This is a genomic window from Mycobacterium sp. SM3041 (assembly GCF_039668335.1).
Classification (GTDB): Bacteria; Actinomycetota; Actinomycetes; order Mycobacteriales; family Mycobacteriaceae; genus Mycobacterium.
In genome coordinates this window covers 216,619-236,341 of the sequence record NZ_JAYXBQ010000037.1, presented here as the reverse complement: position 1 = coordinate 236,341, position 19,723 = coordinate 216,619, and the positions used below count along the sequence as shown (strand labels likewise).

Annotated in this window: 16 protein-coding genes; 12 read left to right on the top strand and 4 right to left on the bottom strand. The window is 65.1% G+C overall.

Annotated elements, in window-relative coordinates:
- Nucleotides 1-80: 80 nt before the first annotated feature.
- Nucleotides 81-683: a TetR/AcrR family transcriptional regulator gene (locus VXD91_RS10325; protein ID WP_064858905.1), complete on the bottom strand. Its 603-nt coding sequence runs from the start codon at nt 681-683 to the stop codon at nt 81-83.
- Between the two features lie 25 nt (nt 684-708).
- Between VXD91_RS10325 and VXD91_RS10320 the strand changes: the two genes are divergently transcribed.
- Nucleotides 709-1,473 (top strand): SDR family oxidoreductase, encoded by a 765-nt coding sequence (locus VXD91_RS10320; RefSeq protein ID WP_064858906.1) that lies wholly within the window; start codon nt 709-711, stop codon nt 1,471-1,473.
- A 191-nt stretch (nt 1,474-1,664) separates the two neighbouring features.
- Nucleotides 1,665-2,651, top strand: coding sequence for an alpha/beta hydrolase (locus tag VXD91_RS10315; protein ID WP_346415351.1), 987 nt, complete (start codon nt 1,665-1,667; stop codon nt 2,649-2,651).
- Between the two features lie 12 nt (nt 2,652-2,663).
- On the opposite strand, the gene VXD91_RS10310 is transcribed toward VXD91_RS10315, so the two are convergent.
- Nucleotides 2,664-3,803 (bottom strand): acyl-CoA dehydrogenase family protein, encoded by a 1,140-nt coding sequence (locus tag VXD91_RS10310; RefSeq protein WP_318984065.1) that lies wholly within the window; start codon nt 3,801-3,803, stop codon nt 2,664-2,666.
- A 93-nt stretch (nt 3,804-3,896) separates the two neighbouring features.
- Here VXD91_RS10310 and VXD91_RS10305 point away from each other — a divergent pair, with 93 nt between their 5' ends.
- Both VXD91_RS10305 and VXD91_RS10300 read left to right on the top strand, forming a co-directional pair.
- Nucleotides 3,897-4,481 carry a TetR/AcrR family transcriptional regulator gene (locus VXD91_RS10305; RefSeq protein ID WP_346415308.1) on the top strand — a complete coding sequence of 195 codons (585 nt, stop codon included), beginning with the start codon at nt 3,897-3,899 and terminating at the stop codon, nt 4,479-4,481.
- Nucleotides 4,482-4,573: 92 nt separating this feature from the next.
- Nucleotides 4,574-5,719 carry a cellulase family glycosylhydrolase gene (locus VXD91_RS10300; protein WP_318984064.1) on the top strand — a complete coding sequence of 382 codons (1,146 nt, stop codon included), beginning with the start codon at nt 4,574-4,576 and terminating at the stop codon, nt 5,717-5,719.
- Nucleotides 5,720-5,728: 9 nt separating this feature from the next.
- On the opposite strand, the gene VXD91_RS10295 is transcribed toward VXD91_RS10300, so the two are convergent.
- A complete protein-coding gene (locus VXD91_RS10295) occupies nt 5,729-6,979 on the bottom strand; it encodes a DUF445 domain-containing protein (protein WP_318984063.1) in 1,251 nt (416 codons plus the stop codon).
- A gap of 213 nt (nt 6,980-7,192) precedes the next feature.
- Nucleotides 7,193-9,253 carry a PecA family PE domain-processing aspartic protease gene (locus VXD91_RS10290; RefSeq protein ID WP_318984062.1) on the bottom strand — a complete coding sequence of 687 codons (2,061 nt, stop codon included), beginning with the start codon at nt 9,251-9,253 and terminating at the stop codon, nt 7,193-7,195.
- 403 nt (nt 9,254-9,656) lie between these two features.
- Between VXD91_RS10290 and VXD91_RS10285 the strand changes: the two genes are divergently transcribed.
- From VXD91_RS10285 to VXD91_RS10250, 8 genes are all read left to right on the top strand, one after another.
- Entirely contained in the window at nt 9,657-11,621 is a 1,965-nt protein-coding gene (locus VXD91_RS10285; protein ID WP_346415307.1) for a hypothetical protein, read from the top strand.
- Nucleotides 11,622-11,714: 93 nt separating this feature from the next.
- Nucleotides 11,715-11,939, top strand: a complete 225-nt coding sequence (locus VXD91_RS10280) for a hypothetical protein (protein ID WP_082934678.1) — start codon at nt 11,715-11,717, stop codon at nt 11,937-11,939.
- Between the two features lie 169 nt (nt 11,940-12,108).
- The gene (locus tag VXD91_RS10275) at nt 12,109-14,190 is read left to right on the top strand and encodes an alkyl sulfatase dimerization domain-containing protein (RefSeq protein ID WP_318984061.1); all 2,082 of its coding nucleotides are present in this window, start codon (nt 12,109-12,111) and stop codon (nt 14,188-14,190) included.
- A 271-nt stretch (nt 14,191-14,461) separates the two neighbouring features.
- A complete protein-coding gene (locus tag VXD91_RS10270) occupies nt 14,462-15,172 on the top strand; it encodes an ABC transporter permease (protein ID WP_051128409.1) in 711 nt (236 codons plus the stop codon).
- Entirely contained in the window at nt 15,169-16,023 is an 855-nt protein-coding gene (locus VXD91_RS10265) for an ABC transporter permease (protein WP_318984060.1), read from the top strand. Before VXD91_RS10270 ends, VXD91_RS10265 begins: the two co-directional genes overlap by 4 nt.
- A 4-nt stretch (nt 16,024-16,027) precedes the next feature.
- Nucleotides 16,028-17,338 carry an MCE family protein gene (locus VXD91_RS10260; protein ID WP_318984059.1) on the top strand — a complete coding sequence of 437 codons (1,311 nt, stop codon included), beginning with the start codon at nt 16,028-16,030 and terminating at the stop codon, nt 17,336-17,338.
- Nucleotides 17,335-18,363 (top strand): MlaD family protein, encoded by a 1,029-nt coding sequence (locus VXD91_RS10255; RefSeq protein ID WP_318984058.1) that lies wholly within the window; start codon nt 17,335-17,337, stop codon nt 18,361-18,363. Before VXD91_RS10260 ends, VXD91_RS10255 begins: the two co-directional genes overlap by 4 nt.
- On the top strand, nt 18,360-19,721 hold the full coding sequence (locus tag VXD91_RS10250; protein ID WP_318984057.1) for an MCE family protein: 1,362 nt from the start codon (nt 18,360-18,362) through the stop codon (nt 19,719-19,721). Before VXD91_RS10255 ends, VXD91_RS10250 begins: the two co-directional genes overlap by 4 nt.
- Nucleotides 19,722-19,723 lie beyond the last annotated feature (2 nt).

The following is a 19,723-nucleotide window of genomic DNA, read 5'->3' as shown; positions in this document are numbered from 1 at the left end:
AGATGGGGTGACCTGTAGGCGAACTAACAATTACGGGTGCCGTGTGAGCCGGCGAGATCACGCCGGTGCGGTTCGGGTGGCTATCGCTGCCGCAGTGCGCTGATTCCCTCGTCCAGGGCCGCTTCGAGATACGTGAGGTCGCCGGTGGCGAGCATGATGCCGACTCCGCCCTGGATACCGGCCAGCAGCGCGGCTGCTGCCCGCGCGGGGTCGACGCTGTGCGCAATCTTGTCCTGCTGCTGCATCGCCACGATGCCGTCGGCGATGGCGCCGCGCCAGGAGTCGATCAGTTCGGTCGTGACTGCCTGCGCGCCGGTGCTCGTGCGACCGATTTCGGACATCAGCACGGCGATCGGGCAGTTCTGGCCTTGCCGGCGGTAGCGCTCGACCACGACGTCCCGCCAGCGCTGCCAGGCTGCCCATGAGGTGAGCTCGCTGAGGTGAGGCTGCTGGTCGTCGAGTACGCGCTGGGATTCCAGTGTCGCGACGGCGAGTAACAGCTGTTCTTTCCCGCGCGGAAAATAGTGAAATATCTGGCTTTTCGAGGTTCGGGTCCGCGCCATGACGTCTTCGATGGTGGTCAGCGCGACGCCACGCTCCCGGATCTCGGCCGCGGCGCCGTCGATGATCCGGGCTCGGGTCGCCTGCCCCTTGGCCGTCAGTTTTTGGACTTGCAGGTCCATTTTGTGCGGTGCAGCATGTGGACTCATGAGTCCAAAAGATACGCGATTGTCCGGCCGCACAGCACTTGTCACGGGTTCCACCGGAGGCCTGGGAATGGCCATTGCGCGCAGGCTGGCCGACGACGGTGCACACGTCGTGGTGAGTGGGCGCAATGCCGAACGGGGCGGTGCGCTGGTGGCTGCGATCCGGGCGACAGGCGCCGAGGCGTCGTTCGTCGCTGCCGACCTGGCGGGTGGTGACGAGGCGATCCGCGCCCTCGCCGAACATGCCACCGACGCAGTGGGTGGGCGGCTGGACATCCTGGTGAACAACGCGGCCACGCTGCTGATGCCGATGCCGACCGCCGATGTCGCGCCGGAGCGACTGCGGGAAGCCTTCGAGGTCAACGTCTTTGCCCCGTTCCTGCTCACCGGGCTGATTGCGCCGCATATGGTGCGGGGCGGGGGTGGTGCGGTGATCAACATCGGATCGATCAGTGGGTTGCGCGGATCGGGTGGTTCGGCGATCTACAGCTCCAACAAAGCGGCCGTGCACTCGCTGACTGCCTCGTGGGCTGACGAATACGGACCGTTCGGGGTGCGCGTCAACGCGGTGGCGCCGGGACCGATTGCGACCGAACGGCAACAGGAATTCGCCGACCACGTTCAACCCATGCTGGACCGGCTGCCGTCGCGCCGGATGAGCACGCCCGAGGAGGTCGCCGCGGCGGTGGCGTTCCTGGCCGGCGACGAGGCCGCCAACATCCATGGCGTGGTCCTCGGCGTGGACGGTGGGTGGGCAGCCGTCTGACACGGTCGACGGCGCACATCTCTGAAACAGATGCGACCTATCAAAATCTATCGTTGGACACGATGTGCAAGGACGGGTGAGATGGGTGCCGTGCGCCGCGGTGATGCATCGTGGGCAGCGAACTGGCGACACTCTGGAAGGAACGACGGACCGTGGACGGCTTCAGCAGAAGACAGTTCGGTTTGACGGCGATGGCGGCGATCGGTACGGCGTCGTTGGCCGCGTGCGGTTCGTCACCGGAGCCGGCTGCGGCCGAGAAGTCGGCACCGCCGCCCGCCCCGCAGCACAACTTGAACGCGGTCAAGCAGATTCGGGCCGGCGACCTCAATGTCGGTTACGTCGAAGCGGGTCCGGCCGACGGCACGCCCGTCGTGCTGTTGCACGGCTGGCCCTACGACATCCACAGCTACGCAGACGTTTCCGCGCTGCTCGCGGATCAGGGTTTCCGCGTGATCCTGCCGTACCTGCGTGGTTTCGGGTCGACCCGATTCGTCTCCGACACCACGGTCCGGAACGGTCAGCAGTCCGCACTGGCCGCCGACGTCGTGGCTTTCATGGATGCGCTGAACATCCCGCGGGCGATCCTGGGCGGCTTTGACTGGGGTGGACGCTCAGCCAATGCCGTCGCCGCCCTGTGGCCACAGCGGGTTGCCGGTCTCGTTGCGGTCAGCGGGTACATCATCGTGAATCGCGCCGCGAACCTGCAGCCGTTGGATCCGGACGCCGAGCTGGGGTGGTGGTACCAGTACTACTTCGCCACGCCGCGTGGAGAACTCGGCTACCGGAAGAACACCAAGGAGTTCAATCGGCTGATCTGGTCGAAGGCCTCGCCGCTGTGGCACTTCACCGACGCGGCCTACGGGTTGAGTGCCGGCGCGTTCGACAACCCCGACCACGTCGCCATCGTGATCCACAACTACCGGTGGCGCCTCAGCCTGGCCGAAGGTGAAAACCGTTACGAGGCTGACGAACAACGGCTGCAGGCCAAGCCGCTGATCCACGTCCCGACGATCACCATCGGCAGTGACTTCGACGGTGCCGCGAAGGATGGCGCGGGATATCGCTCGATGTACACCGGGGCGTACGAGCACCGCGTCCTCGACGGCATCGGCCACAACGTGCCGCAGGAAGCGCCCGCGCAGTTCGCGAACGCGATCATCGACGTCAGCCGGATGTAGCGTGGCGTCCGGCTACTTGGCCAGGCTGCGGCTGATGACGAGTCGCTGAATCTGGTTGGTGCCCTCGAAGATCTGCATGATCTTGGCTTCGCGCATGAAGCGCTCCACGCGGTAGTCGCGGGTGTAGCCGGCGCCGCCGAACACCTGGACGGCGTCGGTGGTGACCTTCATGGCGGCGTCGGTGGCGACCAGTTTGGCGACTGACGCATTGCGGGAGTAGGGCAACCCGGCGTCGCGTCGGCGGGCGGCATCCAGGTAGGTAGCGCGTGCGGAGTCGACTGCGGCGGCCATGTCGGCGAGCAGGAAACCGAGCCCCTGGTGATCGATGATCTTGCGGCCGAACGTCGTTCGCTCCTGGGCGTATGCCACCGCCTGATCCAGCGCCGACTGGGCCAGGCCGACGGCGACCGCGGCGACACCGAGCCGACCGGCGTCGAGCGCGCTGAACGCGATCGGCAGGCCTTGTCCTTCGGCGCCAATGAGGCGCTCGGCAGGCAGGAACGCGTTGTCGTAGTGCGCCGACGTGGTGGGCACTGCGTGCAGACCCATCTTCTCCTCGGGCCGACCGAAGGACAGCCCCTCGGTGCCGGCGGGCACCAGGAAGCACGAGATGCCTTGCGAGCCTTCGCCGGTGCGCGCGAACAGGGTGTAGAAATCGGCGAGCCCACCGTGCGTGATCCAGGCCTTCGAGCCGGTGACCCGGTACCCGTCGTCGGATGCGACGGCCTTGCAGGCCAGTGCCGCGGCGTCGGAACCGGCTTGCGGTTCGGAGAGGCTGTAGGCGCCGATAAGGTTGCCGCTCAACATCTCCGGCAGCCAGTGCTGCCGCTGGTCGTCGGTGCCGAACGTCATCAGGGGATGGCACGACAGGCTGTGCACGCTGACCGCGATGGCCACCGAGGCCCACCGGGCCGCGAGCTCTTCGAGCACCTGCAGATACACCTCGTAGGGCTGGCCGCCGCCGCCCCACTCCTCGGGGTACGGCAGGCTCAGCAGCCCGGCCTCGCCGAGGGTGGGGAACACCCCGTCGGGGTACGTCTCGTCCTTCTCGTGCTGGTCGACGATGGGGTCCAGCACCTTGTCCGCGATGTCGCGGGTGAGCTCGATGAGCGCGTGGGCTTCATCGTTGGGCAAGAGGCGATCAACAGGCACCGGAGACTCCACTAATACGTCGGACAGTACTGAGTTACCTCACAGAGTACTGTTTGAGTAGTACTGAGTAAAGGGCCGCAGTACTATGCCGATGTGAGCACGCGCACGTCCCCGGCGTTCGGCACCCGCCGCCGCACCGAGCTGTTCGACGCCCTGATCGGGCTGTTCCTCGACGAGGGATTCGCCCACCTCACGCTCGACGACATCGCCGGGCGGCTGCGCTGCTCGAAGTCGACGCTCTACACGCTGGCCGGCAGCAAGGAGCAGTTGGTCCGCGCGGCGACCGTGCAGTTCTTCCGGCAGGCGACCGACGAGGTCGAGCAGCTTGTGGCCGGAGTCGACGGCGCCCGGGCGCGGATCACGGCCTATCTGTCCGCGGTCGGCACGGTGCTCGATGCCGCGTCGGACCAGTTCATGGTGGACCTGGATGCTTTCGCCCCGGCCCGCAGCGTCTACGAGAAGAACACCCAGATCGCGGCCCGGCGGGTCCACGAAATGATCGCCGACGGTGTCGAGAGCGGCGAATTCCGTGATGTGCACGCGTCTTTCGCGGCCGACCTGGCGTCGACCATGATGGTGCGCATCCAGCAGCGCCGGGTCCGCGAGAGTACCGGACTCGACGATGCCAGCGCATATCGCGAGCTTGCGGCGATTCTCACCGCCGGTATCAACGCCTGAGCGCGCCGACCGACGTCACCACCCGACATCGTGTTTGTTGCAACTCGATAAGCACGCCCCACGCACCCTATCAAGATCAGTAGCCTCGTGCGGTGGACCGCAGAACCGCTCTCAAGGTGCCGCTGCTGCTGGCGGCGGGCTCTGCCATGGCCGGATTCTCCGGACCCGCTCCGGCGTCCGCGGCCGGGACGCGCTGGACGCCCGAACGGGCCAACAGCTGGTACCAGGGGCAGGGGTGGCTGGTCGGCGGAAACTACATCACCTCCACCGCGGTCAATCAGCTCGAGATGTTCCAGGCCGGTACTTACGATCCCGGGCGCATCAAGGCCGAACTCGGCGCCGCCCGCTGGTTCGGATTCAACACCGTCCGGGTCTTCCTGCACGATCTGTTGTGGGCCCAGGACCCGCGCGGCTTCTCACAGCGGTTGACGCAGTTCGTCAGCATCGCGGCGAACAACGGCATCAAGCCGCTGTTCGTGTTCTTCGACTCATGCTGGGACCCGCACCCCAAACTCGGCGTGCAACGGGCGCCCACCCCGGGCGTCCACAACTCGGGTTGGGTGCAGAGCCCGGGTGCGGACCGCATTGCCGATCCCAATTACCGTGCCGTACTGCAGAATTACGTCACGGGCGTGATCAACCTGTTCCGCAACGACAACCGCGTGCTCGGCTGGGATCTGTGGAACGAGCCCGACAACCCGGCTGACGTCTATCGCAAGGTCGAGCGCAGCGACAAGATGAAAGTCGTTGCCGACCTGCTCCCGCAGGTGTTCGCGTGGGCACGCGCCGTCGACCCCACGCAGCCGCTGACAAGCGGTGTGTGGCAGGGAAGTTGGGCCAACCCCGCGCAGCGCAGCGCCATCGCGTCGATCCAGCTGGACAACTCGGACATCATCTCGTTCCACAGCTACGCCAAGCCGGCCGACTTCTCGGCCCGGATTGATGAGCTTGCCCCACTGGGCCGGCCGATCATCTGTACCGAGTACCTCGCCCGAAACCAGGGCAGCACCGTCGAAGGCATTCTGCCAATTGCCAAGCAGCGCAACGTCGGTGCGTACAGCTGGGGACTCGTGGCCGGCAAGACTCAGACCTACTTCCCGTGGGATTCGTGGGAGCACCCGTCCCCCGCGGAGCCGAAGGTCTGGTTCAGCGATCTGCTCTACCCCAACGGGCGGGCCTTCCGCGACAGCGAGGTTCTCACCGTCCGGAAGTTGACCGGAACACCCGGCCAGACCTAGAACCCTGCGTCAGTGCGCCAGCAGCAGGATGAGCTGCGCCTGCAGCTCACCGAAGAGGAAACCGAGGGCGGCGCCGAGCACGACGACGATCCATTCGTCATCCTTGAACGCCGGGCGCAGCAGGTTCTCGAACGACAGTGAGTCCAGCACCATCATCTTGCTGACCATGACGTTCTCGAGATCGAGGCGATCGCGCATGTATCCCTCGATGTAGGTGGATGTTTCGGGCAGCTTGTCGATGATGGAGTCGGTGATCTGCTTCTTCATGTCCACGTACTGGCGGCCGCCGACGGACTTGATGATTTTGCCGGTGAAGCCCATCTGCTTGTCGATGGTCGCGCTGATCTCGGTGGAGATCATGTCGAAGAACCGGTCCGACGACGGGCCGTTGAGCATGCTCTCCATGATCGCCTGGGGCGTGAAGATCTCCCGGGCCATGAGTGCCGCGTAGCCTTCGACGACCTGCTTGCGTTCGCGCTGGAACACGCCCTGCCACTTGATGCCGAGGAAGACGTTTTTGCGCTCCAACGGCCGGAAGATCATCTGCAGCGCAACGTAGTCGGTGAGACCACCGGTCAGCAGGCCGAACAGCGGCAGCGACCAGTGCCAGTTGGTGATGCCGAACACCACGGCCTGCACCAGACCGATCAGGAAGCCGAAGAGCAGGCCGGACATGATGAGGAACTTGAACGCCGGCTTGCCGATGTCCTGGAAGACTGTGTTGAGCGTGACCTTGTCGCGCACCAGGTTGGTGACGACCATGTGCTTGATGTCGAAGATCTGGTCGACCTGACCGCGCATCTTGTCGAACATCGCGGCCATCGCGACCGGGATGCGCTTCTCGACGTTCTTGACGACGACGTCCTTGAGCTGGTCCGGTGTGGCGCGCCAGACCTGCGGCTGGAACGACATCATGATGGTGTCGACCATCTCGGCGGAGGTCTGTCGCAGCGGTTCGGCGAGTTCCTTGACCAACTCGTTCGGGTCGATCTTGTCGAACATCTCCTCGGGCTTGAGGATCTCCGACGTCAGCGAATCCACCGCCACCGCAGCCATTTTCGGTGCGCGCTTGGGAATCTGGCCCTGCCAGCCGAGGTAGGGCGGGATGCCCTTGAACTCGACGGGGTAGAACATCATCTTGAGGGCCATGATCTTGGTGACCCAGCCGACGAATGCCGCGCCCAACGGGATGGTGACGTACACCCACCAGGGGTAGGCGAACGCATTGGCCATGAGATTCTCCACCTGGCTGTCTCCCATCAGTCGCGTCCAGTGAATAGCTGGACTACGTTAACCGGCGACCACGTGCGAGAAGACTAACGGGCACGTCAGATCCGCAACGCGGGATCGCGTATTTTGTTAACCCCGCTCGAACCGCCTGATGATTGGGTATTGCGCGCCGGAATTCGACACGAAATCGGCCGCCGTCCCACCACGGAGCGTGGCGGAACAGCGGCCGGTTTCGGGTCGCGGCTACAGGTCGAAGACGGTCGATCCGTTTGCGGTGGAGTAGTCGATGTAGATCCGGTTGTGCAGGAACGGCATTGCCCCGGTGTTCATCAACTCGGCGTTGTAGGCGTCGGAGGTCACCACCGGCGTGTACGACGACGTGGTCGTGTACGTGTAGAGCAGTACGCCGTTGCTGTCGTACACCGAGATGACGGTGCCGACGGGGATGGTGCTGCCCATGATGGTCGACGGCAGGGTGCCGGTGACGCCACCGGAGTCGATGAGCAGGTTGATCGGCGTCTTCGACCCGTTGTTGATGCTGACGGAACCGATCACGTTCGGCGATCCCGACGTGGTGACGCGCGCCGGCAGCGGGTTGGGGCCGAAGGTCAGGGTCTTGCCGGCCTCGTCGATGTAGATGCCGTTCTTCAGCGCGCCGGGCAGGCCGGTCGTGACCAGGCCGGGGCCCGGGCCCACCGCGTTGGTGCCGACACCCAGGACGCCCACGACGCCGTTGTACTTCAGGAAATTGGCGAACGCGGTCTGCTGCGCCGGATCGGTGATGATGTCGACCGGGACAGGCGCCGTGACGATGCCGTTGCCGAAGTTCACCGTGGTGTTGTAGGTGTTGTAGGTGTAGGTCAGCCCGCCGCTGTAGGCGCCGGTGCCGGTGCCCACTGAATTGCCGAGACCGGTCTGGCCGACGTTCTTGGCGTTCACCACCAGGCCGGATGATCCGGTGTCCACCAGCACCTTGATGCTCGGCCCGCCGTTCACCGAGATGGTGACGATCGGTTCCACGCCCGCATACATGGACAGCGGAACCGACGCGTAGATGCGGGCGTTGGTGGTGGCGTCGACGATGATGGCCTTGATGTCGCGATTCGCCGACCAGTAACGCGCGGTCTTCAGCGCGGTCACGGACTTGCCGATCAGCGCCTCGTTCGCCTTGAGCGCGGTCAGGTTCGTCGTGGTCGGGTTGGCCGCGTACGCGTCCATCAGAGTCTGCTGGTTCGCCTGGTACGTCGTGAGATACGTGGCCGCCATCCGCAACTCGTATCGGGAGTACCCGTTCACCCAACTGGTGCCGAGGAGCGTGCGCGCCTGCGCGATCTCAGCCAGCGCGGTGTTGATGTACTCGTCCGCGGTAACGGTCTGGCCCGGCTGCCACGTCTCTGTGGGCGCCGGAGTGAGAGTCGCTGCGGCACTTGTCTTTTCGGTGGTGGTGGCCAGTGCGGGCGTGATGCCCAGCAGCTTGCTCACGGTTTTGGTCGTGCCGACCACGGCCCCGGCCAGGGACTCCTCCGTGGCCAGGGTGGCGGCCCCGAGCGCCTGGCCCACGGCCGCGAGCACCGACAGCAGCCCGGAGATGTTGGCCGGGGCCGTCGGCGACGTGGCGCTGCTCAGCGCCTTCACGGTGGTGTTCGGGACGGAAGTGATTGCGGCCGTGGAGGTCTCGGCGGCGGCGACGGTGACCTGCGGGGTGCTGGCGGCTACCGGTGCCGGTGCGGCGGCCGGCGTCGCGGCGACCGGTGCGGACGCTGAGCTCGGCGCGTCGTTGGTCGCGGTGTCTGTCGCCGGTTTGACCGCGGCGGCGGCCTTCAGTGGATTCTTCGTCGACGGATTCTTGGTCACCGCCTGGGCGGCGGTCGTGGGGAGCTTCGCGACGGTGCCGGCGTTGGGCGCGGACGCGGACCGGCCGTTGTCGTCGCTCTTGGCGCGGCGATTGCGGGTGGGCTTGGCGTCGTTGTCGCTGTCGGTGGCGGCGCCAGCCGAAGAGTCGGTGGCGGATGCGGATTTGGTGTCCGATGCCGGCTTGCTGTCCGACGCTGCTTTGGTGTCCGGCGCGTCCGCAGCGGCGGCCGCGTCCTTCTTCTTGTTCTTGGTGGTCTTCTGCGCAGGTGCCTTCTTGGGCTGAGCCGGCGCGGACGACGAGGCGGACTCGGAATCGGTCGACGGGGCGGCGCTCGCGACTGCGGCGCTACCGAGGAGTGCGGCACTGACGCCGACCGCAGCGACGCCGGTGCCCAGCCACGTCGATACCGCCAAGTTCCGGCGTTGCGGGCGACGGTGTGCACCAGCCATTTCGGGTCCTCCATAGTCACGCCGCGCGGCCATCGGACCCCGGCAGATCGACCGCTACTGCGGCATTACCGCACTGCAGTCTGGCAGACGGGTGTCGCGCCGCAGTACAGACAGAAAATTAACAGTTGTGAACGACTGCCGCAGCGCTTCTGGCAAAGATTTATGCCAGTGTCGTCAATTACTGCGGGCCGGCGAATAACGGGTATCCGCCGCCGGTAGGTGGTACTGCCTCACGCCGCTGACGTGCGGTGGGTGAGCCGACTCCGGCAAATCGCCCACGGGTTACCATCCGCGGACGTAAATTTGCCTTGCTTGGCGATTACGCGTTGCGAGGGCGGCACTTTCAAAGGGGGCGTTGGTGGCTGGACGGATCGGCCCACTCGGCTGCAGGGCAGTGCACCGGGTGATGACCGTATTGATTCCCCTGGCCGTGGTCTGCGCCTACGCGGCACAACTGGTGGAGCCGGTGACCCGGACAGCGGTGACGCCCACCGCCGAGATCGTCTCGGCACCGTCGACGATCGGTATGGCCGACTCCAGCCTGTACGGCATGTCGAAGCAGGACATCGACACCACGCTGGACATGCTGCAGTCCATGGGCGTCCAGGACGTCCGGGTCTACATCCCGTGGGTGTACACGCAGCCGCTGCCGAACCAGTACAACTGGGCGCCGATCGACGACATCATGAATGCGGCGAAGGCTCGCAACATGGGCGTCCTCGCGATGGTCAACAGCACGCCGGTTTGGGCCGGCACGGACGGTAACTTCCCCGGGGCCAAGACGCCCGACCCCGTCGCCTACGCGAATTTCATGACGCAGGTCGCGAGCCGGTACGGCAAGACGATCTCGGCCTACGAGGTGTGGAACGAGGTCAACTGCGTCTGTTTCTACGACCCGATCTCGCCGTCGAGCTACACCGAGTTGTTGAAGGCTGCCTACCCGGCGATCAAGGCGGCCGACCCGACCGCGACTGTCATCGCGGCAGGGCTCGGCAGCGTCTTCACGTTCGGTGGCGTCACCATGAACCCGGTGGATTACGTGAACGGGATGTACGCCGCCGGCGCGAAGGGCTACTTCGACGCGCTGGCGTTCCACCCGTACCAGGAGACGCTGAAGTTCTCGGACGGCGAGAACGTGGTCCTGTCACCCTTTACCCAGATCCAGAAGATCTACGACCTGATGGCGGCCAACGGTGACGGTCTAAAGAAGATCTGGATCACCGAGTACGGGGTGCCGACCAACAACGTCAGCGAGCACACGCAAGCCGAGTTCATCAAGAACCTCATCGAAACCTGGCAGACGATGTCCACGAATGGCCAGTTCTACGGTGGGCCGATCTTCATCTACACCACGCGCGACGATCAGCCCGGCAGCGGCAAGTTCGGCGTCTTCTACGCGGACTGGATTCCGAAGGAAGCCGCGTTCGTCATCGCACAGGAAATCCTGCGGCTCAACGGTGTCGGGGGCGTCGAAGGTATCGCGGCGCGGATCCTGGCCGCGGTGCGGCTGGCGATAGGCGCGGTCGTGGACACCGTCGTCAAGATCGGGCAAGCCGTGGTGAAAGTCGCTGACGCTGCCTGGAATGCGTTCGTCGACGTCACCAAGGCAGTGACGCAAGCCGTGGTCAACACGGTCAAATGGGTGGCGAACGCTGTGGTGCAGGGCGTGAAGTGGGTGGCCAACACCGCGGTCGACGTGACGAAGGCCGTGGTTGCGGGCATCTCGAACGTCATCCAGAAGATCGGTGACATCATCCGGCCGCCGGCATCGGTCGCCGCGGTGAACCCGACGGCGGCGCTGAAGGCAGTGGCCACCATGAAAGATGCTGCGGCGGAACTGGGCTCGCCGAAGGCGACGGCTGCGACGAAACCGGAGCCGACGACCGGCGTGAAGGCCGCCCCGGCCAAGGGCACTGACGTCAAGGACGCCGACGGACCGGACGCCGTGAAGGAACCGGCCAAGGAACCGGCCAAGGAAACCGCGGCCGAGCCCGAGGTGAAGCCGGTGGATGAGAAGGCGACAAACCCGAAGCCCGCGAACGTCGAGCCCGACGTGAAGACGCCCGAGGTCAAGGACACGCCCAAGGCAGAGCCCGACGACAAGAAGTCGGTGAGCCAGAAGGACCCGGCGGGAACCAAGAAGGACTCGGATTCCGATACGCCGAAACAAGCCGATGCGCCGAAGCGCGGCAAGGGCAAGAAGGCCGGGCAGCACCCGACCGGCAGCGGCAAGCCGGCGACCGGCCCGGCTGCCGATGACAGCCCGAAGGCCCAGTCGCCGCGTGGGGAGGCGGCGAAGTCGAAGCCGAAGCCGGTCAAGGCGGCTGCCGTTGGGGCATCGCCGCCGGGTGTCGCACACAACGAGTGAGCAAACGTTAGCCAACAATTCTTGATAGCGGTCCGCAGCACACAGTGGCATCATGGAATACATGACATTTGATGGGCTGACAAGGAGTTGGACATGTCTATCAATAAATTCGCAATTGTTGCCGCAGGCGCCCTGAGCTTTGCTGCTATCGGGCTGGGCGCGGGTCAGGCGAACGCCGACAATACCTGGTGGTGGATACCGGCCCCGTCGCCGGGCCACATCGGCCAGTTCTTCGGTGTTCCTCCAGGTCAGGTGGGTCAGTTGCCGTTTGTCCCGCCTCCGGGCCACTGGGACAAGCCGGGCAAATGGCTGCACTAGACCGCGTCTGACGATGACCGCTTCGCTTTCGGCGAAGCGGTCTTTTTATTCATTGACTCGTAAATATTTTTTGCAAATGGCGTGGGAATCCGAGCTCTCTCAGAGGTCGAATGTTCGTATTCGTAAATTTGCGCTATATCGGCGACGGGCATCGGCATAATCGGGTGCCATGGGGCGAACTTCGAAAGTGCAGACGAACGGCGACAACGGCGAGAATTCGGGGGAGGTATCGCGCCGTAAGCTGCTCGGTGGGCTGGCAGTGGCCGGCGTCGCCACCACGCTGGTGGCTGCCTGCAACGACAGCAGCGGCGCCGGGGGATCCTCGGGCGGCGGCGCCGTCAGCACCGACAACAAGGTCAAGCCGGCGACCGAGGCCACCAAGGCGGCCAACAAGAAGGTTCTCGACTCGCTGCCGTTCAACGAGCGCAGCGACTTCGAGGATGCCAGGCGTGGACTCATCGCACGCCCGGACACACTGACCATCAAGGACGACAAGGGCAACCCGGTCTGGGACCTGGAGGAGTACAAGAAGTACATCTCCGAAGACAAGGCAGCACCGGACACCGTCAACCCGAGCCTGTGGCGCAACGCCCAATTGTGCATGGAGTACGGGCTTTTCGAGGTGCTGCCGGACAAGATCTACCAGGTCCGCGGCTATGACCTGTCGAACATCACCTTCATCAAAGGCAATACCGGCTGGATCGTCTACGACACCCTGATCTCACCCGAAACCGCCAAGGCAGCACTGGATCTGGTGAACCAGAAGCTCGGGCCCCGGCCCATCGTGGCCGTCATCCACAGTCACTCGCACGTCGACCACTACGGCGGTGTCCGCGGCATCATCAACCAGGCCGACGTCGACTCCGGAAAGGTGAAAGTCGTTGCTCCGCAAGCCTTCGTCGAAGACGCGGTGAGCGAGAACGTGATCGCCGGCAACGCCATGTCGCGGCGTGCCGTCTACATGTACGGCGCGCTGCTGCCGCGCAACGCGCAGGGCGGCGTCAACGGCGGCCTGGGTATGACGGTCTCCACCGGCCTACCGACGCTGATCATCCCCACCGACATCATCACCACCACCGGCCAGAAGATGACCATCGACGGGGTCGACCTGGAATTCCAGATGACGCCGGGCACCGAGGCGCCCACCGAGATGAACACCTTCTTCCCGCAGTTCAAGGCCATGTGGATGGCCGAGAACACCACCAACACCATGCACAACCTGCTGACGCTGCGCGGTGCCCAGGTGCGTGACGCCCGCATCTGGGCGAAGTTCCTCGATGACACCATCCGGGTGTACGGCCCCAACACCGAGATCAAGTTCCAGAGCCACCACTGGCCCATGTGGGGTCGCGACAAGATCATCGACTACTGGAAGAAGCAGCGTGACATGTACAAGTACATGCACGACCAGTCGGTGCGGCTGATGAACGAGGGCCTCGTCGGATCTGAGATCGCCGAGGAGATGCAGTTCCCGCCGGAGCTGGGCAACTTCTGGCCCGATCGCGGTTACTACGGCACGCTCAAACACAACACCCGCGCGGTGTACCAGCGCTACATGGGCTGGTACGACGGCAATCCCTCGGACCTCGACGACCTGCCGCCACAGGCTGCCGCCAAGAAGTACGTGGAGTACATGGGCGGCGAGGACGCGATTCTGCATAAGGCCAAGAAGGACTTCGACGAAGGCAACTACCGCTGGACCGCGATGGTGCTCAAGCACGTGGTGTTCGCCAACCCCGACAGCGTCAATGGCAAGAACCTGCTGGCCGACAGCTACGAGCAGATGGGTTATCAGGCCGAATCCGGGCCGTGGCGCTCGGTGTATCTGCAAGGTGCGTATGAACTGCGCAACGGGGTGCCCACCGCCGGCGGCACCGACACCGCGAGTCCCGACACCATCAACGCGATGCCGCCGGAGATGATGTTCGACTACCTGGCGGTGCGGCTGAACGGCCCGAAGGCCGCCGGCAAGAAGATCACACTCAACGTGGACTTCACGGACCTCAAGAAGCAGTACGGCCTCACCGTCGAGAACGGCGTCCTCAACTACGCGGACGGCACCATCCCGAATGCCGACGCCGGGCTGAAACTGACCAAGGCGACAATGAACGAGATTCAGCTCGGCAAAGTCAAACTCGCCGACGCGATAACAGCGAACAATGTCACCGTGGAGGGCAATCGGCAGTCGGTGGACGAGTTCGTCGGACTGCTCGACACCTTCCAGCTCTGGTTCAACATCGTGACGCCGTAACCAGGGCGCATGCAGGTAGGTTTTGGCTCAGCGCGATTCAATCCGGGTGAACCGAAGCAATTGTGTTGAGTCCACCTGCATCTTCGGTAATTGACGATGTCGTACCCCCTTTTGTTGCGTTGACAGCAAACTGGTGCCTTCCTAACGTCCGGGCCAAGCTCGACGACGGAACGACACTGGGAGGCAGCTTGTGGCGCAACCGCTCCAGTCGTCTCCGCGCGCCTCCGCGGCCTGGACGCGCCCCGCTGTGGCGGTCGGCGATTTCATCGTCATGGCCGGCGAGACCTTCGCCGCGATGCTGCGGCCGCCGTACGCTTGGCGCGAGCTGATCGAGCAGATCTGGTTCGTCGCGCGCGTCTCCGTCGTACCGACTGTCGTGCTGTCGATTCCCTACACGGTGTTGATCGTCTTCACGCTCAACATCGTGCTGATCGAGGTCGGCGCCGGTGACCTGTCGGGCGCCGGCGCTGCGCTGGCTTCTGTGACACAGGTCGGACCGGTGGTCACCGCGATCGTCGTGGCCGGTGCCGGTTCGACCGCGATGTGTGCCGACCTCGGCGCGCGAACCATCAGAGAAGAAATCGACGCGATGAAAGTCATTGGCGTCAACCCGATTCCGGCACTCGTCGTGCCCCGCGTCCTCGCCGCGACATTCGTCGCGGCGATGCTCTATTCGATGGTGGCCGTCGTCGGCCTGGCCGGCAGCTACTTCTTCGTCGTCTACATCCAGCACGTGACGCCCGGCGCGTTCATCGCGGGCATGACCCTGTTGACCGGCCTGCCGCAGGTGATCGTGTCCCTCGTCAAGGCGTTGCTGTTCGGGCTGTCGGCCGGACTGATCGCGTGCTACAAGGGCCTTTCGGTCGGTGGCGGCCCGACGGCCGTCGGTAACGCGGTCAACGAGACCGTCGTCTTCGCGTTCATGGCGCTGTTCCTGATCAACATCCTGGCAACCGCGTTCGGCGTGAAAGTGGCGCCATGACAGTCGATGTGGATGTCGACCGCCCGTCAGCGCTCAGCGAACTCGCGGGCCAGGCGATCGCGGCGACCCGCCGGCTGGGCGAGCAGACGGCCTTCTACGGCAGCGCGCTTGCCGCCACCGCGGACGCCGTCCGGCGCTATCCAGGCGAGGTGCTGCGGCTCATCGCGGTCATGGGCATGGGGACCGGCGCACTCGCCGTCATCGGCGGCACCGTGGTCATCGTCGGGTTCCTCACGCTGTCCACCGGTGCGCTGATCGCCGTCCAGGGCTACAACACCCTGTCCAATGTCGGTATCGAAGCGCTGACGGGCTTCCTGGGGGCCTTTCTGAACGTGCGCTTCATCGCTCCCGCGACGGCCGGGGTGGCACTCGCGGCCACGATCGGAGCCGGGGCGACGGCACAGCTCGGCGCCATGCGCATCAACGAGGAGATCGACGCCCTGGAAGTGATGGGCATCCGGGTGATCACGTACCTGGCGGCGACCCGGATCGTCGCCGGCGTGGTGGCCGTCGTCCCGATCTACACCGTCGCGGTGTTGATGTCTTTCCTGGCCACCCGGTTCGGGACCACGATGATCTACGGCCAGTCGCGCGGTGTCTACGACCACTACTTCACGACGTTCCTGCACCCCAATGACCTCGCCTGGTCGTTCTTCGAGGCGCTGGCCATGGCGGCCGCGGTGATGGCGGTGCACACCTACTACGGCTTCACCGCCACCGGTGGACCGGCCGGCGTCGGCGAGGCCGTCGGCCGGGCGGTACGGACCTCGATCACCGCCGGCGTGTTCATCCTGCTCACCATCACGCTGTCCGTCTACGGCCAGTCCGGCAACTTCCACCTGGCTGGCTGAGCGAATGGCAAAGGGCGCGAACAAAACTCGGCGTGAGCAGATCGACCCGATCTGGTGGGCGCCTGTCCTGGTGATCGTGGTCGTCGCCATGACCGCGATGACGTGGCTGTTGTTCTCCGGATCGCTGCGCGGATTCGTGCCCTTGACCCTGATCTCCGACCGCGCCGGTCTGGTCATGGAGGACGGCGCGAAGGTGAAGCTCCGGGGCGTGCAGATCGGCGAGGTGGAATCGATCGGCAGCCGAACAGATACTGCGGGACACGTACTTTCGACGCTGAAACTCCGGATGTACCCCGGGCCGTTCGCGCAACTGCCGGGCAATGTCGAAGCGCAGATCCGATCGAGCACCGCGTTCGGCGCCAAGTATGTCGAACTGAATGTGCCGTCGACCGGTCCGAGCGGCGGCCACCTCCGATCGGGGGCGGTGCTGCAGTCACAGAACGTGACGGTCGAGGTCAACACCGTGTTCGAGAACCTCCAGTCGGTGGTCCAGGTGATCGACCCGACGAAGCTCAACTCGGTGCTCTCGGCGGTGGCCGAATCGTTGCGCGGCAAGGGCGACGTCATCGGCCAGGCGATCACCGATGCGAACCACGTTCTGCTGGAGGTGAATCCGCGCATGGACACGGTGCGCAAGGATTGGCAGCTGTTCGGGCAGACCGCACAGGCCTATTCGGCCGCGGCACACGACATCGTGTCCATCCTGGATTCGTTCTCGACCACCGCCACCACGATCACCGGCCAGTCGAAGGAACTCGACGGCCTGTTGTTGTCGGCGGTCGGCTTCTCGCAGTCGGGCATCGACACCATCGGCGCCAACCAGACTGCCCTGGCGCGGGCGATGGAAGTGCTGCGACCGACCACCGCACTCCTCGAGAAGTACTCGCCGACGTACACCTGCCTGTTCCAGGGCGCGCAATGGTTCCTCGAACACGGCGGCCGATATGCCATGGGCGGCAACGGGAAATCGGTGATCATGGATGTCGGATTGCTGGCCGGTGCCGATCCCTACCGGTTCCCCGACAACCTGCCCGTCGTCAATGCCAGCGGCGGACCCGGCGGCAAGCCGAGTTGCGGTTCGCTGCCCGACGTCAGCAAGAACTTCCCGGTCAAGTACCTGGTGACCGACACCGGTTACGGTGACGGCCTGGATATGCGGCCCAACCCCGGCATCGGTTTCCCCGGTTTCGCAAACTACTTCCCGGTGACCAAGCCGCAGCCCGAACCGCCGCGAATCCGGTACCCGGGTGGTCCGGCTCCCGGGTTGCCCGGTGTCGAGATGGGCGTGCCCCAACCTGAGCCGGGGTCACCATGAGAAGCCGGATTCGTGGGACCGTGACCCGCGTCGTGATCTTCACCGTGGTCAGCCTGCTCTTCATGTTCGGGCTGCTGACGGTGTTCGGGCAGTTCCGTTTCGATTCGCGGGCTTCCTACCAGGCGGTGTTCAGCAACGTGTCGGGGCTGAAGGGCGGCAACTTCGTCCGTATCGCCGGCGTGGAGGTCGGGAAGGTCAAGAGCCTCACGCTGCACAAGGACGGCACCGTCACCATCGACTTCGCGATCGACAGGCAATTGACGCTCACCGAAGGCACCACCGCGACCGTCCGCTATGAGAACCTGATCGGCGACCGCTACCTGGCGCTCGAGGAAGGCCCCGGGTCGGTGCGCAAACTCCTTCCGGGCCAGACGATCCCGTTGTCCCGGACGTCGCCGGCATTGGATGTCGACGCGCTCATCGGCGGCTTCCGGCCACTGTTCCGTGCGCTCGATCCCGATCAGGTCAACGCGTTGAGCGGTGAGCTGCTCCGGGTGTTCCAGGGCCAGGGCGGCACCATCTCGTCGGTGCTGGCCCAGACGTCGGCCCTGACAACAACTTTGGCGGGCCGGGATCAGCTCATCGGTGAGGTCATCACCAACCTCAATACCGTGCTGGGGACGTTCGCGGCCCGTGACACGCAGTTCGCCGACGGACTGGACAAGCTGTCGCAACTCGTCCAGGGTTTGGCCACCCGCAAATCCGACATCGCGACCGGGGTGGCGAACATCAACAGCGCGGCGCGGTCGGTCGCCGACCTGCTGACCGTGGCGCGCGAGCCGATCAAACAGACTGTGCAGCAGACGGATCGGGTGTCCGGCCAGATCGAGGCGGACCACGCCTACGTCGACGAGCTGGTGCGGACGCTGCCGGACGCGTACCAGATTCTCTCCCGCAACGGCCTGTACGGCGACTACTTCAGCTTCTATCTCTGCGACGCACTACTGAAGCTGAACGGAAAGGGCGGCCAACCGGTGTACGTCAAAGTGGCCGGCCAGGAGTCGGGGCGGTGCACACCGAAATGACGCGCATCAAGCTGAACATCAAGCCCCTGGCCGAACGTAACCGGTTGGCGGTCGGCGCGACCGGCATCGGGCTGATCGTCGCGATCGTCGTCGCCGCTTTCAGCTACGACAAGATCCCCTTCATCAAGGGGACCTCCGACCACCAGGCCTACTTCGCCGATGCCGGCGGGATCAAGACGGGCAGTGACGTGCGGGTGTCCGGCCTGGGCGTCGGACGGGTCTCGGGAATTCACTTGGAGGGCGCCAAGGTTCGGGTGGATTTCACGGTGCGTGATGGCGTCGAACTGGGCGACCGCACCGAGGCCGCCATCAAGACCGAGACGGTGCTGGGTACCAAGGTGCTGGAGCTGACGCCGCGCGGTGACGGAAACCTGAACGGCCCCATCCCGATTGAACGCACCACCTCGCCGTACGATCTGCCCGCGGCGCTCGGTGATCTGACGACCACCATCAGCGGTCTGGACACCACCCAGCTGTCTTCGGCACTCAAGACGCTGGCGCAGACGTTTCAGAACACGCCACCCGATCTGAAGTTGGCGCTGGAGAGCGTGGCGCGCTTCTCCGACACCCTCGGTACCCGCGATGCCAAGCTGCGCCAGCTGCTCGCCGATGCCAACAAGGTGACTTCGGTGCTGGCCAAGCGCAGTGACCAGATTGCGCAGTTGGTGGTCAACACCGACGCGCTGCTGGGCGAGATTCTGTCGCAACGCAATTCGGTCGAGACGCTGATGGCCAACATCAGCGCCGCCACCGTGCAGCTTTCCGGTCTGGTGCAGGACAACCGGACGCAACTGAAGCCGGCCGTCGACAAGCTCAACGGCGTTCTCAGCATCCTCGACAACCGGAAGCAGGAGCTGCAGCGCACGCTGTACCTGCTGCGCAGGTATGCCATGTCATTCGGCGAAGTGCTCGGTGCCGGGCCGTTCTTCAAAGCATCGCTCGTGAACCTGTTCCCGGGTCAGTTCGATCAGCCGTTCATCGACGCGGCGTTCTCCGACCTGGGATTGGACCCCAACGTGCTGCTGCCGTCGCAGCTGACCGAGCCCGGCGCCGGTCAGCCGGGTACCCCGCCGCTACCGTCGCCGTATCCGCGCACCGGCCAGGGTGGACCGCCGAATCTCACTCTGCCCGACGCGATCACCGGCAATCCCGGAGATCCGCGCTACCCCTATCGGGAACCGCTGCCCGCGCCGCCACCGGGAGGCCCGGCACCCGGACCGCCGGCCCTGGCTCCGGCCCCTGGCGAGGTGCCGCCGCCGACGGTCCCGCCCCCGACGCCGCTCCCGCCGTCGAACAATTCGCACACCGGTTCGCCCGGTGTGGTGTCAGATCCCGTTTCGCCCGTCGGAGGGAGGTGACC

Excerpts from the sequence above, each read along its gene's own strand:
- VXD91_RS10325 (WP_064858905.1), bottom strand. The coding sequence starts at position 683 with ATGGACCTGCAAGTCCAAAAACTGACGGCCAAGGGGCAGGCGACCCGA.
- VXD91_RS10320 (WP_064858906.1), top strand. The coding sequence starts at position 709 with ATGAGTCCAAAAGATACGCGATTGTCCGGCCGCACAGCACTTGTCACG.
- VXD91_RS10315 (WP_346415351.1), top strand. The coding sequence starts at position 1,665 with ATGGCGGCGATCGGTACGGCGTCGTTGGCCGCGTGCGGTTCGTCACCG.
- VXD91_RS10295 (WP_318984063.1), bottom strand. The coding sequence starts at position 6,979 with ATGGGAGACAGCCAGGTGGAGAATCTCATGGCCAATGCGTTCGCCTAC.
- VXD91_RS10290 (WP_318984062.1), bottom strand. The coding sequence starts at position 9,253 with ATGGCTGGTGCACACCGTCGCCCGCAACGCCGGAACTTGGCGGTATCG.
- VXD91_RS10280 (WP_082934678.1), top strand. The coding sequence starts at position 11,715 with ATGTCTATCAATAAATTCGCAATTGTTGCCGCAGGCGCCCTGAGCTTT.
- VXD91_RS10275 (WP_318984061.1), top strand. The coding sequence starts at position 12,109 with ATGGGGCGAACTTCGAAAGTGCAGACGAACGGCGACAACGGCGAGAAT.
- VXD91_RS10270 (WP_051128409.1), top strand. The coding sequence starts at position 14,462 with ATGGCCGGCGAGACCTTCGCCGCGATGCTGCGGCCGCCGTACGCTTGG.
- VXD91_RS10265 (WP_318984060.1), top strand. The coding sequence starts at position 15,169 with ATGACAGTCGATGTGGATGTCGACCGCCCGTCAGCGCTCAGCGAACTC.
- VXD91_RS10260 (WP_318984059.1), top strand. The coding sequence starts at position 16,028 with ATGGCAAAGGGCGCGAACAAAACTCGGCGTGAGCAGATCGACCCGATC.
- VXD91_RS10255 (WP_318984058.1), top strand. The coding sequence starts at position 17,335 with ATGAGAAGCCGGATTCGTGGGACCGTGACCCGCGTCGTGATCTTCACC.
- VXD91_RS10250 (WP_318984057.1), top strand. The coding sequence starts at position 18,360 with ATGACGCGCATCAAGCTGAACATCAAGCCCCTGGCCGAACGTAACCGG.